The organism is Enterococcus viikkiensis (genome assembly GCF_005405345.1).
Lineage (GTDB): Bacteria > Bacillota > Bacilli > Lactobacillales > Enterococcaceae > Enterococcus_A > Enterococcus_A viikkiensis.
This window is the reverse complement of sequence record NZ_BJDW01000010.1, coordinates 72,939-88,677: the sequence shown is the minus strand read 5'-3', so window position 1 is coordinate 88,677 and position 15,739 is coordinate 72,939. Positions and strand designations below refer to the sequence as shown.

Genomic DNA, 15,739 nt, shown 5'->3' with positions numbered 1-15,739 from the left:
AAAATAAAGATAGGGTTGAGTGGTCGATACATCGCTGAGAAAGTATAGAGGAATGACATACGGATGAAATCAAATTTATTTTTCGATCCTCAGAAAAATAAGTACAAAAAAGAAGTAGGATTTCAGTTCCTCTTTTGGCAGTGAGTATCAAACAAAAACAAAGATAAGGCTGAATAGCCGATACGTCGCTGAGAAAGTATAGAGGAATGACATACGGATGAAAATCAAACTTATTTTTCGATCTTCAGAAAAATAAGTACAAAAAAAGAAGTAGGATTTCAGTTCCTCTTTTGGCAGTGAGTATCAAACAAAAACAAAGATAAGGCTGAATAGCCGATACGTCGCTGAGAAAGTATAGAGGAATGACATACGGATGAAAATCAAACTTATTTTTCGATTCTCAGAAAAATAAATACTTAAAAAAGAAGTAGGAGAAAACAATGAAAAAATGGGTTATGGGTCTTTTGATAATTGGCATGCTTTTTTCGTTTGCTGCATGTAAGACAGGAGAAACGAAAGAGGCGAAGACAACTGATTCTATCAGCAATTTTTCAGAGGCTGTAAAGGAAAGTAAAGGTGAGACCGTCACTTTTTATGGTTATGGCGGCGATGAAAAAGCCAATGCATGGGTGGATGAAGTAGTGACGCCGGCGATGAAGGAGAAATATGATATCACGGTGAAGCGTGTACCGATGGATATTGATCAAATTTTGAACAAATTGACGACTGAAAAAGAAGCCGGAACGAAAACCGGCGACATTGATGTGATGTGGATCAACGGGGAGAATTTTTATACGGCTAAGCAAGCAAAACTGCTTTATGGCCCAATCACGAATAAGGTCGAGAGCTTTGATAAGTTGATGGATGTCGATGGTCATAACTCGAAGTACGATTTTGGTGTAAGGATCGATGGTTATGAAATGCCTTATGGTAGTGCACAATTGGTTTTTGCTGGCGACAAGGAAAAATTTGCTTCAGGGTTTCCAACAGATACGAAAGCTCTGCTGGACTATGCGAAAGCGCATTCCGGAAAAATCACTTACACGGCACCGCCGGAGTTCACGGGCAGCGCCTTTGTCCGTAATATTATTTGTGACATCGTCGGTTATGATAAGGTGGAAAAAGCAGCTGCTAATAAGGAAGAGTTATACCAAGTCATCAAGCCGGGCTTGGATTATTTAAATGAGATCAAGCCATACTTGTGGCAAGAAGGAAAAACGTATCCGACAACGATGGCTGAGCTGGATCAAATGTTTTCTGCTGGCCAAATCGATATGAGCTACAGCTATTCTCAAATGCACGTGGCAGAAAAGCGCAGCGACAATGAATTCAGGCCGACAACAGAATCCTTCTTATTTGATAAGGGGACAATCGCAAATCAGAGTTATTTAGCGGTTGCTGATACATCAAAAGTCAAAGGAGCAGCTTTAGTTTTGATCAATGAAATGACTAGTGAGAGTGCTCAATTGAAAAAAGCGGAAGCTAAATACGGCTACAGTATCCCGCCGTTTGATTCGAAGAAGCTTTCAAAGGAAACCAATCAAAAATTTGCGGACTTATACAAAAATCAAGGGGTATTGTCGTTAGAAGAGCTGCAGGAAAAACAAATTCCAGAGGTTCAAGCAAAAAAAATCCCGATCATCGAGGCGTTATGGAAAGAGCATGTTTTGCATGAATAAGAAAAAACTATTGGTGGTCCCTTTTCTACTATTAAATAGTGTCGTGATTTTCGCGGCACTATTTCGGGGATTGCAAATCAGTCTCGGTTATTATCCATTAATTGGGTTAAAACAGCTAACGTTAGATAATTACAAAGTCGTTTTGACTGATCCGTTTTTTCAAAAGTCGCTCAGTTACAGCTGCTACTTGGCACTGACGGCGACTTTTTTTTCAATAATCGTCGGCGTTGGTGTAGCTTTTTTACTCTTAAAGGTCAAACTCCCCATTTTACATAAAATCCTTCAATTACCCATCTCACTGCCGCATATTATTGTGGCTTTAATGGTGCTGCAATTACTTGGACAATCTGGGGTGCTGTCACGTTTGTGTTTTCAATTAGGCTGGATCAAAGATATCGCAGAGTTTCCTTTACTCGTTCATGATCAGCAGGGGATCGGGATTCTTTTTGTTTTTCTTTATAAAGAAATTCCTTATGTGGCTGTGACAGTCCTGGCGATCCTTCAGCAACTGCAGTTTGGCTATGTTGAAGTGGCTAGGAATCTAGGTGCTTCGAGACGACAAATTTTTACACAGGTGATCTTCCCTATGATCCAAAAAACCTTGTTCACTTTATTCATCATTTTATTTTGTTTCACTTTTGCCTCTTTTGAAGTGCCGTATTTGTTAGGTGATCCAAGTCATGGAACAGTCGCGTTAACGGCGTATGATCTATTTACCCAAGCGGACTTAATGACTCGTCCACAGGCGTTTGCGTTAAATATGGTGATGTCATTCGTTTGTCTATCAGTAGCAATCGCAGCGCTAGCTATCAGTCGTTTACTGCCGGGAGGGAGAAAGGTAAAATGAAGACTTCCGAAAAAATAAGCCCTTTATTTTTGAGTGTCACTGCATTTTTAATTTTGTTGCCGTTAAGCTTTTTAGTCTTATGGTCAATCAGCTCCAAGTGGTTGTATCCGGCGGTCTTGCCGCAGCAACTGGCAGTAAAACCCTTTATCCAGATGATCCATGATTCTAGTTTTTTGCCAGCAATCATGAATAGCTTCGTGATTGCATTTGCGACGACATTTCTAACATTAGTAATCGCATTGCCGGCGGCGAATTATTTTGCTTTTCAACAGCAGTTCTCCCAGCGAGTCGTCGAGGTAATGATTTATCTGCCATTGATTCTGCCGGCGGTGGCCTTGATTACATCGAGTCAAGTGATTTTTTTGAAACTAGGATTAAACGGCAGCTTTTTCGGTGTCGTTTTGATTCATACGTATTTTTGTCTGCCTTATGGCATGCAGATTTTATTGGAGAGCTACCGTCAATTAGGTGAGGGCTATCGTTTAACCGCAAGAAGTTTAGGCGCGAGCCGCTGGTTGACTTTTTGGCAGATTTCGTGGCCTTTACTAAGGCCGGGGATCGCTACGTCCGCATCTTTGGTATTTATCGTTTCCTTTAGTCAGTACTTGCCGACGTTTTTTATCGGCGGCGGCCGGATCGTGACTTTGCCGTTGCTATTACTGCCCTACGCCAATAATGGTCGCTATGGCATCGCATCGGCATACAGTTTATTATTTTTAGTTTGCACGATTATTGGCGTCTTGTTTTTAAGAAAATTGATAGGAGGGGTACAGCGTGGGACTAAGCGTTAGCAATCTTTATGTGAACTACGGAAAAAAAGAACTATTAACTGATGTGTCCTTTAATGTAGCTGAAGGAGAAACAGTTGCACTGTTTGGCCCTTCAGGTGTCGGAAAAACCAGTCTATTAAAAATACTGGCGGGTATCCAAAAAAGTGATAGAGGAACTATTACCTTCTCATATTCATTTTCACAGGAGGAGACGATTTTAGTCTTTCAAGATTTTTGGTTGTTCCCTCATATGACAGTAACCGAAAATATTGCTTTTGGCTTAAAAGCTCGCAAACTTTCTAGAGCGATCATTCAAGAAAAAATTAAAAAAATTGTTACCGCTTTTGATTTAACGGGTTTAGAAAATCAATTTCCAGATCAATTATCCGGCGGGCAGCAGCAACGAGTGGCCTTGGCTCGAGCGATTGTGTTAGAACCTAAATTACTTTTGTTAGATGAGCCTTTCGCAAATTTGGATAGTCAGTTAAAGTTTGCGATGCGAAGTTACTTACAACGTTTACAACAGGAGTATCGGTTCAGCGTAATCCTAGTGACCCATGATCGAGAGGAGGCGTTTCATTTGGCCGATCGAATGATTCTATTATTAGCCGGAACGATCCAGCAAATCGGTACACCGCAAGAACTTTATTTTTATCCCATCAATCAGCAAGTCGCTGAAGCAATCGGTGAGGGAAACTATTTATCCGGGAACGTTCAAGAGGAGTCATTTCAAATCGGAACGACGACGTTAGCGGTGAAAAATCCACAACAATTGGCAGGGCAGGCACGAGTCTTCATTCCTTATGGAACAGAGATTATAATTAGTGACCAGGGATTACCGGCGTTGGTCTGTGGCAACGAGTGGTCAACCAATGGTCAGCGGACGCAGCTGCAGATTGGAGCTTGCCGATGTACGTTTACAAATCTATCACAAAAAGTTCAGACTGGGACGGAAATTTATTTGAATTTTCAACAGCCATTGCAGGTGCTGCCTAAATGATCTCAGTGATTATCCCGACCTTAAATGAAGAGCAAAGAATTGGAAAACTGTTGCCTCAAATTAGCCAATTATTAAAAAGCATTCCCCATGAACTGATCGTGGTGGATGGGGGTAGTTCAGACCAAACGATCCAGCAAGCTGAGCCATTCGCAGCTACCTATCAATTGCCTAAAGGAAATCGTGGAGCCCAATTACATTACGGAGCAGAACAGAGCCGTGGGGACTTTTTATGGTTTTTACATAGTGATAACGAGCTGAAAATAGAATCAACTGAGCTCGTAAAACTTCAACATGTGTTACGAGATTCAGAATATAGTGCTGCTTTTTTTCAATTAAGCTTTGATTCCTCAGATAAATTTTTTGCTTATCTAGCATGGACCTCAAGCCTCCGTGCACGTTTTCTTGGTTTGATCTTTGGAGATCAAGGGCTATTTGTTACACGTGAGTGCTATCAACAAGTGGGCGGATTTGATGCGATTCCTTTAATGGAGGATTGGCAGCTAAGCCGGCGCTTGCGAAAAATCGGTCAATTCTATCCAGCGATTGGTAAGATTAGTACCTCTAGCCGCCGTTTTCGAAAGGGAAAATTGCGTACCCATTTAGCGATGCATCACATCAAATTATTGTATCTACTAGGAATGTCCCCAGAAAAATTAGCCAAGCGCTATTACAAATAAAAGGAGCACAAGATGCGCACAAGAATTGCAGCTTATTTAAAAGAGCTTCATTTAATTGAAAAATTAAAACTGCAACCACCAATTGCGGTAGAATTTTTAGCACAAGGAGAATACAATCAAAATTTTCTGATTTCCGATGGAAAGAAACAATTTGTTTTCCGGCTAAACTACGGGAGTCAATTACAATTGGAGAATCAGATTCAATATGAGTATCAAGCATTGAGCTGGCTGGAACGAACTGGCCGGACACCGAAAGTGTATTATGTCGATGATAGCCGCCGTTTTTTTAAGCAAGGCTTATTGATCATGGAATTTTTAGTAGGACAGCCCTTAGATTATCGCAGTGATCTAACTAAAGCTGCTAAAATTTTTGGTGAGATCCATCGTCAGCCGATTGATGACTTGGTCGCCAATTTTCTTGTAGAGGAAAAAAAGACGATCTTGTCTGCCCGCGTGGAGGAGTGCCAGCGGCTGTTAGCACCGGTTTTAAAAAGCAATTTTGTACCTTTAACAGCTCAACGAGAATTGGCGAGAGCCTTAGAACGCTGCACAAAAAATGTTGACCAGCAGCGCTTTTTCAATGATTTAGATCTTTGGTGTGTGAATAATACAGAGGTCAATTCTCACAATTTCATTATTGGTGAAAAAGGTTATTTGATCGATTGGGAAAAGCCGGTGATTAGCCATCCGGTGCAAGATATTTCACAATTTTTGGCCACAACGACAACTCTTTGGCGAAGTAATTTATTATTGAATCAAACAGAAAAACATCAATTTTTTGACGAGTATCTTCACGCAACAGGATTTGACAGAACAGCCTTTGAAGAAGCGCTGAAAATCTACCATCCCTACTTGATGCTGCGGGCACTAGCATGGTCGGCGATGGCCTATGACAGTTATCAAACAGCGACGAAGGCATTGAAAAATCAAGAAATATTTGAAAAGGTGACTAGCTATTTGGAACCCGTTTTTTTACAACAAGCACTGAAGGAGCAAGTCTTTGAATAAACAGGCCTATATTTTATTTACTCGTGTCCCGATTCCTAATAAAGTCAAAACTCGTTTGCAAAGTCGACTGACTGGTACCAAGGCCAGTCAAGCTCAACTGCGAATGTTGCAAGATAGCTTCAAAAAATTTTCCCCGCTAGTTAATCAAGGAATCGATCTATTTTTAGCATATTCAGACGAAGGCAGTCCCGATTCCTTGATTCAACTTATGCCAATAAGCTTTAAAGCTTTTCCTCAAAAAGGACCAACAATTGGTGAGCGGATGAAGCAAGCACTGGCGACGGTCTTTTCGCTTGGTTATCAAAAAGTTGTTTTGACCGGCAGCGATATTCCCAATTTAACGGCTGAGCTTATTACTTCAGCTTTTGATCAAATGAGTGAAGTGGTACTGGGACCGTCTCCTGATGGCGGCTATTATTTAGTGGGAGCGACAGAAACAGTAAACTTGGCACCAATTTTTGATGCGCCGATTACTTGGGGGAAAAATGAAGTGTTAACTGAAACATTAAAGCTTTTACGTAAGTATCAGGTAGCTTTGTTAGAGCCGCTGGAAGACATGGATCATCCGGCCGATCTGCAAGCGATTCAATCTCAATTGAACCAGGAGAATACGAATTTCGGTTACTGGCTCAAAGAAAATCGAGGGTTATTCCAATGAGAAAAATTATTTATGATTGCGACAATACCTTTGGCTTGAAAAATCATGATGTGGATGACGGATTGACGTTGTTTTATTTATTGGGCATGACTGAAATTGATTTATTAGGCGTGACCTTAAGCTACGGGAATGGGACTATTCAAGAGGTCCAACAAATGACCCAAGAATTGCAAACACGGTTGAGACTAGACTTTTCCTATTATCCCTCAGAAAAAGCGGTAGATTATTTAATCGATCAGGTCAATCGCTTTCCCAACGAGATCACGATCATCGCTACTGGTGCACTAACGAATCTAGCGCGAACACAAGAAAAGGACCCGACTTTTTTTAATAAAGTCCAAGAAATCATCTTGATGGGGGGAATCACGCAGCCGCTTTTCGTTAATCAACTTCCAGTGAAAGAATTGAATTTTTCTTGTGATCCCTTGGCGACAAAAAAAGTGTTACTAAGTCAGACGAAGGTAACGATCATGAATGGACACATGACTGCGGGAGCCTTTTTTTCAAGGGAAGAATTGGAAAACTTTCTCGAAGCAGCCGGTTCTTTGATAACCTCAGATAAATTGTGTTGGATAGCAGATAGCTTGCAAAGCTGGATCGAATGGAACAAGGAAAATTTTCACTTCAGCGGTTTTTGCAATTGGGACATGACTACAGCGGTTTACTTGGAACGCCCAGATTTGTTTAGCCAAGAAGAGTATCAGCTTGCTAGGGTACAAGATAATTTATCAAAGGGACAATTGACATTGGCACAGCAGTCTGATTATTTAGTAAAGATGCCACAAAAACTGTTAGATTTGACTAGCTTTAATCAATTAGTCATTCAACGAATGGTCCAGGGGTTAACTCGTAGTATCGACTAGAGAAGGAGGAAGCATGAAGAAAATTATTGTATTTCTCATATTAGTAGCAATCGTGTTAGTGCTTGCTAATCAGCTTGGATTGGTTGCACTGTTGACGGATATCTCGCAACTAAGAAGTTATCTTGAAAGTCTGGGCTGGTGGAGCTATTTAATTTTTATTTTACTCTCAATAGTAGTCGCAGTTTTTTTACTGCCGGGACAATTTTTAGCAATCGTTGGCGGCTTAGCCTATGGTGGGTGGATCGGAGGCGCGTTGACCGTAATTGGCGCCTCACTAGGAGCAAGTATTTCATTTGCAATCGGGAAATATGTAGCCCGTGAATATCTACTACAACGCTTCGGCAGTGATCCAACCTTTCAAAAAATTGAAAAAGGGGTGCGGGAAAATGGGCTTTCTTTTTTGATTTTTACCCGCTTAGTGCCGATCTTTCCTTTTGCTATTCAAAGCTATGCCTATGCAATGACTCCCATGAGCTTGAAAAAATTTAGTCTGATCTCCTTTTTAACGATGCTACCGGCAAGTTTTATTTATGCTTTTATGGCCTCAGAAATTGCGAAAAAAGGGGTTTCTGTAAAATTATTGCTTGAGTTGGGTATTGCTGGGGTTCTGTTAGGGCTGTTGTCTTATCTGCCGAAAAAATTCAATCGAAAAATAAATTATTTATCTTCGAAATACGACGAACGCTAAAAAAACTATTCTTTATAACAAGAGACCTTATTTGCTGTTTCAAGAGTATTAACCGGTGCTAACCATCAGTTGGCAATTATTTAAATTTATTGTATAAAAAAAGTATGTCCGCTTTTGGACATACTTTTTTAGTCAGTGTGCAAGGCTAAATAAATAGAAAAACTACAGAATAAATATAATAAGCTAGAACCAATAAGGCGATAATACAAGAAACCTTGGCAAGGAGACCGCCGCGAGGCCGACTAACTTGATTACGGCTTCTTTTTCGTGTAATCTCTGACGGATCACTTTCTATGTTTTTGGATTTGGCAGGGCGTAAAAGTATTATTGCTAATAAGTCGATAAAAATTAATCCTTGTAAAATAATACTAACGATAAAAATAATTTGATCTCCTTGGACCATTCGAAATAAAAATAATGCGATCATGAGAAGATCAAATATCAAAGTCAATAAAATAGCCATAACAAAGCTCCTTCGAAATTTGTGATAAATAAAGCTTATTATAGCATAGATCGAATCAAAGCTTTATGAAATATTTTGTTAAGAAATAGCAAACGGTTAATCAGTATCGCCGCCAAAAGAATAGATCAACCAATATAGCATAAAGGTAAAGAGCGAGACCAGTATTAGTAAAGCAAGTGAAGAAGCACCTTCCGATGGCTGATAGTGATGGTAATTCATCAATGAATAAATACATATAAACGTTGGAATTAACGAAAGGTAAAGGTGGATCATCCGTCGTTCATTTTTAAATAATTTAAAATAGATGATACTCATAAAAAAGAAAATCAGGTAAATTACCCAAGAAACTGCCGATCCGATATCCATAAGTAATTCCCCCCAAAGACTATTATAGCAAATAAGATGCTCATTATAAGTAATATATTAAAATAATATGGATTAAAATCAGGCCATAAAGACATTTTATAAAAAACATTCCTTACTTTTAATTTATACAAAGCTTTTGAAAGGAAACTGAGATGAAGCGTTTTTTTGTGTTCTTAAAAAAATAAAATAAATTTACTTTTTGATTAAAGTTTGGTAATTTATACTCTGTAAGTAGTTATATTTTATGCGAGATAATTAGTGATTAAGGTTTACACAGGGGGAAGACATGAGAATAAAAGAAATAATTTGTAGTGTGATAGTATTAGGAAGTTTGAGTGTTTCTGGCTTTAAGGTCTATGCTGAAAATTCGACGATTTCAGAAATCAGTTCAGCTAGCGAAGTGCAAGATAGCACTATGACAACTGAAACATCAAGTTCTTCTGAAGCTTTAAAAGAAGTTCAGGAAACAACGGAACCTGTTCAGACAGAGGAGAGGGATTCTGTTAACGAGAGTAGTGAAGTCAACGAAGAGGAGAGTGTAGTTGACGAAGCAGAATATGATTCTTTAGGAAACTTACAATTTCACCATCCTGTTCGATTTGAAGATTTTACTTTAGATCCACCTGCATTTCGATCAGCTCGTTCAGCCTTGAGCACTCAGCAGACCTTTATTAATCAGATAGCTGCTTCTGCAAAGACCTTGGCGAATGCAAATAATCTCTATGCTTCCGTTATGATTGCTCAAGCAATTGTTGAAAGTGGGTGGGGAGCAAGTACGTTATCAAAAGCTCCTAACTATAACTTGTTTGGTATCAAAGGAGAATATAATGGCCAGTCAGTAATTATGAAGACACAGGAGTGGAGCGCGGAACAAGGATGGTACTATATTGATGCGAAGTTTAGGAAATATCCATCATTTAAAGAGTCTTTAAATGATAATGTGACTATACTAAAGAATACCTCTTTTTCTCCAGGTGTTTATTATTATTCGGGCGCTTGGAAGAGCAATACAAAATCTTATAAAGATGCCACTGCTTGGTTGACGGGAAGATATGCTACCGCACCAAACTATGGATCGACATTAAACACAGTTATCGCTAATTATAATTTAACGCAGTACGACTCGGCTGACGGATCGACACCAAATCCAACGCCGCCAAGTAAAAGTATCCCAATGTATCGATTATACAACCCTAATAATTATGAACACTTCTATACCGCAAATTTGAATGAAAAAAATCATTTAGTGAAAATTGGTTGGGGAAAATATGAGGGGATTGCTTGGAATGCTCCTTCAACAGGAGCATCAGTTTATCGATTGTACAATTCCACACTTCGCGATCATCATTACACTTTGGATTGGAATGAAGTAAAGGTTTTGACCACCAAACATAAATGGACTTATGAAGGCGTTGCTTGGTATTCCGACAATAATAAAAGTGTGAAAATTCATCGCTTGTTTAACCCAAGCTTAAGAAGCGGCTCTCATCATTACACAAAAGATCAAAACGAAGTGAACGTATTAAAGACACGAGGCTGGAAATACGAAGGTATTGGTTGGTACGCAAAATAAAAATCTAAAGCTTCTAAATTTGACTATTTATGAAGTATTTCTATATTAAAAAAGTGAGTATTCTTTGGAACTGATCTCATAACCTGAGACAAAATAAAAAAGCACCTCTTCGTTAAAATGGATTTAACGAAGAGGTGCTTTTTTCAATGAAAAATCGAGTGGCTTATCCGCTTCACCTCAATGAAATAATTATACAGATGGAACAAGAGAATACTCTTTTAAAAACGATTATGGCAGACTTAGCGAATAAAAATAAAACACAAATCGAAACGTGGTGACGCTGGCAACGTACGGGGAGAATATCCGCCTGGTTCAACCGGTTGGAAAACAGTATTTCTAGGAAAAGGTATAGAAGGTCAATCAAAGGAACGACAGCTTTAAAAATCAAAATAAATTTTTTAAAAATGTAAATTGAGGTACCGATAAAATACAGAGAATTGGAAAGGATGTACAGACAGAAATAGTTGTATAATTAATCCAAAAATAAGGCTTTTTGAGTTAATAACGATATTTTGATAGAAAGTCTATTTGGTAAATATTCATACCCGTTTTTTGATTTTTCAAGTACACTGATCATCGGAACATAAAAAAAGACATCAACTCTAGTGAAGTAGAGGATATCTTTTACAAAAGCTCTAGATACATTAATGATGATAGAAAATTTAAATTCGTAAAGTGTAAGGATCACTCCGAAATTTTTTTAAGTTCAATATTAAAAAATGGGGAGAAATTTTTGTAAAACCGCTGATAGTATCGTTCTCAAAAGTAATATAAACTTTTTAGTCAGACTCACAAATCTCGGTAATGACAAAAAAACTGTGTAAGCTATCTTCGGGATAATCATACTGTTTACTAATTTCACACAAAATCTGCCGGTTGGATTCTAGGACGGGTTCGCTGCCGTTGTACAAAGTGTCGGTTGGAAGATGGATTTCGAAAGATTTCTTTTGAGTCAAATCTAAAGGTTTTTGAAAGAAAAATCCAGCAATCTTTTTCATGATAGTTACTCCTTTTTCATATTTTGTTATATAGTACACTACTAATATGGGCAAAACCAGAAATAAGCTCTATAACTCGCGTTATTTAAAGTGATTGTAGAAACCCGCTAGCTACCCCCCCAGTCAGAGGTTGAAAGGAAAGGGAGGGCCAAAAACCATCGGATTGGGAATAAAGTTTCCTAATAAAGCACCTATAATTCGAAACAACCCAAACTAAATAAGCAGTAATGGTTAAACCATGCATCCACGTACGACTGACTTTGTTTTGTCCGACCAGTGTATTCATTAAAATGTCATAGGATTCATCTGCTACGAGACTACCGGCAGCAATGCCGATTAGTTAATACAAAGTAAAGAGCAACGGAAAAGCGCATCAATAGATGGCGTGAGGTGAACAAGAAGACCGCAAATATGATGGATAAAATTGGCGTGCTTAATAAAAGTAGGGCGCTCAAAATAAATCGGGTATAGAGGCATATACAAGGGTGAACACAAAAGATCTGCCAGATTGCAAGATGGACAGACTTTCCAACGATTCTCATAGCGATTTCGATACCTAAATGACCCTAGTCTCATTATACTCTAATTATATTAGACGATAATTAATGAAAATACAAGGGGTCTAAAGTATAAAGAAGCAATAACGCCAATTTCATTGAGACATTGGAAAGTTAGAACGATACTGTCGATTCGTCTGATCAGTAAACAAGCAATGGAAATATTAATAAAGATAAATTTTATTTGTAAATAAGCCACAGAGATACAATATCTCAATGTGCATTTAGCTTTTATCATTAGATATCAATAAGGTATACTAAACGATAGGGAGGCGTTTACGATGAAAGAAGAATATAAGAAAATACTTGTTGCGGTAGATGGATCACCGGCTTCCAATGATGCATTCAACGAAGCGTTAAATATCGCTGAACGAAATGACGCAAAGCTTTTTATCCTTACCGTAGTGGATTACAAATTCTCGATTGGTGATCCAGCATTTATTAATGATGCGCTAAAATTTCATCTTAATAATGCAGAGATCGAATTAGAACAATTAATTGCGAATTCAAGAATCAATCAGTTTGAGTATGAAACAAAAATTGATTCCGGTAATCCAAAGCGAAAAATCACGGATTACGCAGTAGAACATCAAGTAGATTTAATTGTTTTAGGTGCGACTGGGCGAGGGGCTGTTGAACAAGCTTTAATAGGTTCAACAACGTCTTATGTTGTCAATAATGCGCACAGCAACGTATTGGTAGTAAAACCATAAAAATTAACTGCACGAACAAAAAAACCTTCATTCTCAATTCGAGAAATGAAGGTTTTTTAATTGGGATAGTAGGGCTCGAACCTACACTTACCTGATTCAGAGTCAGGCGCCTTACCAATTTGGCCATATCCCAATGAGAACAGAAAAAATTATAACGCTAGTTTTTCTATTCTTCAACTATCTTGTCTTATTTTTTTCCAGCCTGTTTTAAAGCGGCTAAAACGATGCCACCATCTGCGAAACCTAGATTGATTTTAATTGTTTCATTTTCAAAATCTAGGATCAGACGAATACCATTTAATTTCTTTTTCCCATTAATCGCTCTGCATTGGTACAGATTGTATTTATAGGCTTTCTGCTTACTTAAAACATAAAGAGTATTGCCAGAGATTGCATAAGCACTTAATCCCTCTTGCTTTTTGACACTTTCGTATTTATGAAAGCCAATGAAGGAGAAACTAAAATTAATTTTCGGGTAGGCTTGTAAAAACTTTTGAAATAAAAACGTCCCTTTTTCTTCGCCGGTGTTGTAATTAATACCATATGTTTTAGTGAATCGATAGAGTTCTTGCGCTGTGTTCATAATAACCTCACTTACTTTGATAGTAGTAGTATAAAGCTTTATGACAATAGAAACAATTCTCTATTTCGCAAGACGTCGTGTGTTAATAAATTCAGAAACGGCCATCGTAATCAGTAGAAAACCGAAAATCTGAAATAGAAACATTAAGCTGCTGAAAGGATTAAATAGAAGAAACACGCCGGCAAGGATCATCAATCCGCTATATATCAGTTGTCCAACAACAGGAAAACCGTTTTTTCTAGCATTCCAACTCTGAATGAATTGCCCAATCGCGAACACTAAGATAAGGAAACCTAAAAACATTGGTAAGATACTGATGATTCCCTTTGAAAACCATAAGATGATAAAGGCCACGATGACTCGAATAATCCCTCCGGTTGTTTCGTAACCGACATTTCCAGTGTATTTTTTTGCTCGAAAACCGCGGATAATTTGAAGAATACCGAAAATCAATAAATAGAAGAAAACGATATAAACAATCCCTTTAAAAACACTTCTTGGGGAAAGCAAGATAGCGACACCAAGAATCAAATAACAGGCACTGCGCAAATAACCATACTTTCTAATTGAATCTAAAAAATTAGACATAAAAAATCACCTCCATAAAATAATTTTACACGATTTGATGTATTTTTGCGACTAAATAGGAGGTTTCGATTGTAAACCATTCCATACTTAGGTATAATGCCTTTAAATTGATCCAAAAGCTAGACGAACAAATGAATGTCGATACTGGAGGGCTTATTTATGAATGAAGAAGAAATTGAACTTGGAAGAAGTTATCGGTGCCATCCAATTGGCTTCGAAGAATGTGTCGAAGGAGAAGTTATTTCAAAGATGACCAACTGTGCGGTTGTTCGAATCAATCAATGCGAAGACATCGATCAGGAGCAGCGAGATGACAAATCTAACATGGTCGTGGTAAAATATTCTAATTTCAACCCAAGTTAGAAGGCGGTTCTTTTGAATATATTTACATTATTATTACTACTTTTTACGATCGTTTTATATGTATTTTTATTTATGACCCGTAAGTCGATTGTAATTCCAGTTTTACAAAAAAGGAGAATGTACCCAACTTATCTTTTTTTGACGTTTTTGATTTTATGGATTGGCTTTAGCAGTTGGCAAGATCTTAACGAACGTATCCGCACTATTTTAGCGGCTTTGATCATGCTGAGCTTCTTGTTGGATAAAAAAGGTTTCACAGAAGATAGTTTACTGTTGTTCAGTCTTGACAATCGAGGTATTCCGTTAAAGGAAATTGAGCGAGTGGTTTTGTACCAGGAAGAAAGTGGTTTGATTAAATTAAACTATTTTCGCAAGGATCGTCGAGGACCGATTTTGATGTTTGATTATCCGTTAACAGAAATGGTGGTCTTTCTTTCTACTCATCTAGTTGAAGGTACTAAGTTGGAAATTTTAACAAAAGATGATGAACCGAAAGACGGACGATGAGATGGTGGAGACACCATCTTTATTATAAAAAAAAATCGAGGCCTAGGCCTCGATTTTTGTTTAGATCGGATTAACGATATACACGGAAACGTTCGTCGTCAGCTAAATATTCCTTTTCGCCAGCATCGCCTTCTTTAGAACCAAAGACTAGTTGAGAACGTAATTGCCAGTTTGCTGGGATATCCCATTCTTTTGCAACAGCATCATCAATTACTGGGTTATAATGTTGTAGGTTCGCGCCAAGTCCTGCTGCATTTAGAGCAGTCCATACATTGGCTGTAGCTATACCGTTTGATTGTTCAGCCCAATCAGGGAAGTTATCAGCATATAGCGCAAATTGTTCTTGCAAATGTTTTACAGTATCAGTTTCTTTAAAGAACAATACAGTACCTAAAGCGTTTCTGAATCCAGCAATTTTAGCTTGAGTGTTAGGGAAAGCTTCAGCAGGAGTCAAAGGTTTTAATGCTTCTTCAACAATGTTCCATAATTTTTCGTGAGCATCGTTGAAAAGAATAACCGCACGTGGAGATTGCGCGTTGAAAGCTGTTGGACTGTTTTTAACAGCATCTTTGATTAATTCTGTGATTTCTTCTTCTGATAATTTAACGTCGCGTCCTAATGCGTAGAATGAACGGCGATCTTTCAAAGAGTCTAAAAATTGAGACATAATAATTTCCACCTTTTCTTGTTGAGTTCTTATTTACAAGAGCTACTATATCATCTTACAAAAAGTAAGGAAAGAAATATGCTCGCAGGAAAAGTAATTTTTTTAAAAGCTACAGACTAAAACAGAAGAAACAAAATAGTCTGTGTTAAACTTAATGTAAGAAGGAAAAAT

20 protein-coding genes and 1 tRNA gene are annotated in these 15,739 nt (G+C 38.0%); 14 read left to right on the top strand and 7 right to left on the bottom strand.

Going from position 1 to position 15,739, the window contains the following annotated elements:
• Window positions 1-440 precede the first annotated feature (440 nt).
• From FFM67_RS07040 to FFM67_RS07000, 9 genes are read left to right on the top strand one after another with little or no spacing between them, the layout of a single operon-like run.
• Window positions 441-1,679: an ABC transporter substrate-binding protein gene (locus tag FFM67_RS07040; RefSeq protein WP_137613868.1), complete on the top strand. Its 1,239-nt coding sequence runs from the start codon at window positions 441-443 to the stop codon at window positions 1,677-1,679.
• Window positions 1,672-2,526, top strand: coding sequence for an ABC transporter permease (locus FFM67_RS07035; RefSeq protein WP_137613867.1), 855 nt, complete (start codon window positions 1,672-1,674; stop codon window positions 2,524-2,526). Before FFM67_RS07040 ends, FFM67_RS07035 begins: the two co-directional genes overlap by 8 nt.
• Window positions 2,523-3,317, top strand: a complete 795-nt coding sequence (locus tag FFM67_RS07030; RefSeq protein WP_137613866.1) for an ABC transporter permease — start codon at window positions 2,523-2,525, stop codon at window positions 3,315-3,317. The genes FFM67_RS07035 and FFM67_RS07030 overlap by 4 nt, the downstream gene beginning before the upstream one ends.
• The gene (locus FFM67_RS07025) at window positions 3,301-4,296 is read left to right on the top strand and encodes an ABC transporter ATP-binding protein (protein WP_137613865.1); all 996 of its coding nucleotides are present in this window, start codon (window positions 3,301-3,303) and stop codon (window positions 4,294-4,296) included. The genes FFM67_RS07030 and FFM67_RS07025 overlap by 17 nt, the downstream gene beginning before the upstream one ends.
• On the top strand, window positions 4,293-4,973 hold the full coding sequence (locus FFM67_RS07020) for a TIGR04283 family arsenosugar biosynthesis glycosyltransferase (protein WP_137613864.1): 681 nt from the start codon (window positions 4,293-4,295) through the stop codon (window positions 4,971-4,973). The genes FFM67_RS07025 and FFM67_RS07020 overlap by 4 nt, the downstream gene beginning before the upstream one ends.
• A 12-nt stretch (window positions 4,974-4,985) precedes the next feature.
• Window positions 4,986-5,981: an aminoglycoside phosphotransferase family protein gene (locus tag FFM67_RS07015; protein ID WP_137613863.1), complete on the top strand. Its 996-nt coding sequence runs from the start codon at window positions 4,986-4,988 to the stop codon at window positions 5,979-5,981.
• Window positions 5,974-6,639 carry a TIGR04282 family arsenosugar biosynthesis glycosyltransferase gene (locus FFM67_RS07010; RefSeq protein ID WP_137613862.1) on the top strand — a complete coding sequence of 222 codons (666 nt, stop codon included), beginning with the start codon at window positions 5,974-5,976 and terminating at the stop codon, window positions 6,637-6,639. The genes FFM67_RS07015 and FFM67_RS07010 overlap by 8 nt, the downstream gene beginning before the upstream one ends.
• On the top strand, window positions 6,636-7,502 hold the full coding sequence (locus FFM67_RS07005; protein ID WP_137613861.1) for a nucleoside hydrolase: 867 nt from the start codon (window positions 6,636-6,638) through the stop codon (window positions 7,500-7,502). The genes FFM67_RS07010 and FFM67_RS07005 overlap by 4 nt, the downstream gene beginning before the upstream one ends.
• A gap of 13 nt (window positions 7,503-7,515) precedes the next feature.
• On the top strand, window positions 7,516-8,190 hold the full coding sequence (locus tag FFM67_RS07000; RefSeq protein WP_137613860.1) for a TVP38/TMEM64 family protein: 675 nt from the start codon (window positions 7,516-7,518) through the stop codon (window positions 8,188-8,190).
• Between the two features lie 145 nt (window positions 8,191-8,335).
• Here FFM67_RS07000 and FFM67_RS06995 read toward each other — a convergent pair whose 3' ends face one another.
• Window positions 8,336-8,653, bottom strand: a complete 318-nt coding sequence (locus FFM67_RS06995) for a hypothetical protein (RefSeq protein ID WP_137613859.1) — start codon at window positions 8,651-8,653, stop codon at window positions 8,336-8,338.
• Window positions 8,654-8,749: 96 nt separating this feature from the next.
• Window positions 8,750-9,019, bottom strand: a complete 270-nt coding sequence (locus FFM67_RS06990; protein ID WP_137613858.1) for a hypothetical protein — start codon at window positions 9,017-9,019, stop codon at window positions 8,750-8,752.
• 286 nt (window positions 9,020-9,305) lie between these two features.
• Here FFM67_RS06990 and FFM67_RS06985 point away from each other — a divergent pair, with 286 nt between their 5' ends.
• The gene (locus FFM67_RS06985) at window positions 9,306-10,592 is read left to right on the top strand and encodes a glycoside hydrolase family 73 protein (protein ID WP_137613857.1); all 1,287 of its coding nucleotides are present in this window, start codon (window positions 9,306-9,308) and stop codon (window positions 10,590-10,592) included.
• 146 nt (window positions 10,593-10,738) lie between these two features.
• Entirely contained in the window at window positions 10,739-10,870 is a 132-nt protein-coding gene (locus FFM67_RS12510) for a hypothetical protein (RefSeq protein ID WP_281279096.1), read from the top strand.
• 501 nt (window positions 10,871-11,371) lie between these two features.
• Here the strand turns inward: FFM67_RS12510 and FFM67_RS06980 are convergent.
• Window positions 11,372-11,590 (bottom strand): hypothetical protein, encoded by a 219-nt coding sequence (locus FFM67_RS06980; protein WP_137613856.1) that lies wholly within the window; start codon window positions 11,588-11,590, stop codon window positions 11,372-11,374.
• Window positions 11,591-12,428: 838 nt separating this feature from the next.
• Here FFM67_RS06980 and FFM67_RS06975 point away from each other — a divergent pair.
• Complete coding sequence (locus tag FFM67_RS06975; RefSeq protein ID WP_137613855.1) at window positions 12,429-12,860, top strand: universal stress protein; 432 nt, start codon at window positions 12,429-12,431, stop codon at window positions 12,858-12,860.
• Window positions 12,861-12,920: 60 nt separating this feature from the next.
• Here FFM67_RS06975 and FFM67_RS06970 read toward each other — a convergent pair.
• The 3 genes from FFM67_RS06970 to FFM67_RS06960 form a co-directional block, all read right to left on the bottom strand.
• Window positions 12,921-12,993: transfer RNA gene (locus FFM67_RS06970), tRNA-Gln, on the bottom strand.
• A 54-nt stretch (window positions 12,994-13,047) separates the two neighbouring features.
• The gene (locus tag FFM67_RS06965) at window positions 13,048-13,443 is read right to left on the bottom strand and encodes a hypothetical protein (protein WP_137613854.1); all 396 of its coding nucleotides are present in this window, start codon (window positions 13,441-13,443) and stop codon (window positions 13,048-13,050) included.
• A gap of 60 nt (window positions 13,444-13,503) precedes the next feature.
• Complete coding sequence (locus tag FFM67_RS06960) at window positions 13,504-14,031, bottom strand: HdeD family acid-resistance protein (protein ID WP_137613853.1); 528 nt, start codon at window positions 14,029-14,031, stop codon at window positions 13,504-13,506.
• Window positions 14,032-14,190: 159 nt separating this feature from the next.
• Between FFM67_RS06960 and FFM67_RS06955 the strand changes: the two genes are divergently transcribed.
• On the top strand, window positions 14,191-14,394 hold the full coding sequence (locus FFM67_RS06955) for a hypothetical protein (protein ID WP_137613852.1): 204 nt from the start codon (window positions 14,191-14,193) through the stop codon (window positions 14,392-14,394).
• A 12-nt stretch (window positions 14,395-14,406) separates the two neighbouring features.
• The gene (locus tag FFM67_RS06950; protein ID WP_137613851.1) at window positions 14,407-14,901 is read left to right on the top strand and encodes a hypothetical protein; all 495 of its coding nucleotides are present in this window, start codon (window positions 14,407-14,409) and stop codon (window positions 14,899-14,901) included.
• A 70-nt stretch (window positions 14,902-14,971) separates the two neighbouring features.
• Here FFM67_RS06950 and FFM67_RS06945 read toward each other — a convergent pair whose 3' ends face one another.
• Window positions 14,972-15,568: a nitroreductase family protein gene (locus FFM67_RS06945; protein WP_137613850.1), complete on the bottom strand. Its 597-nt coding sequence runs from the start codon at window positions 15,566-15,568 to the stop codon at window positions 14,972-14,974.
• Window positions 15,569-15,739 lie beyond the last annotated feature (171 nt).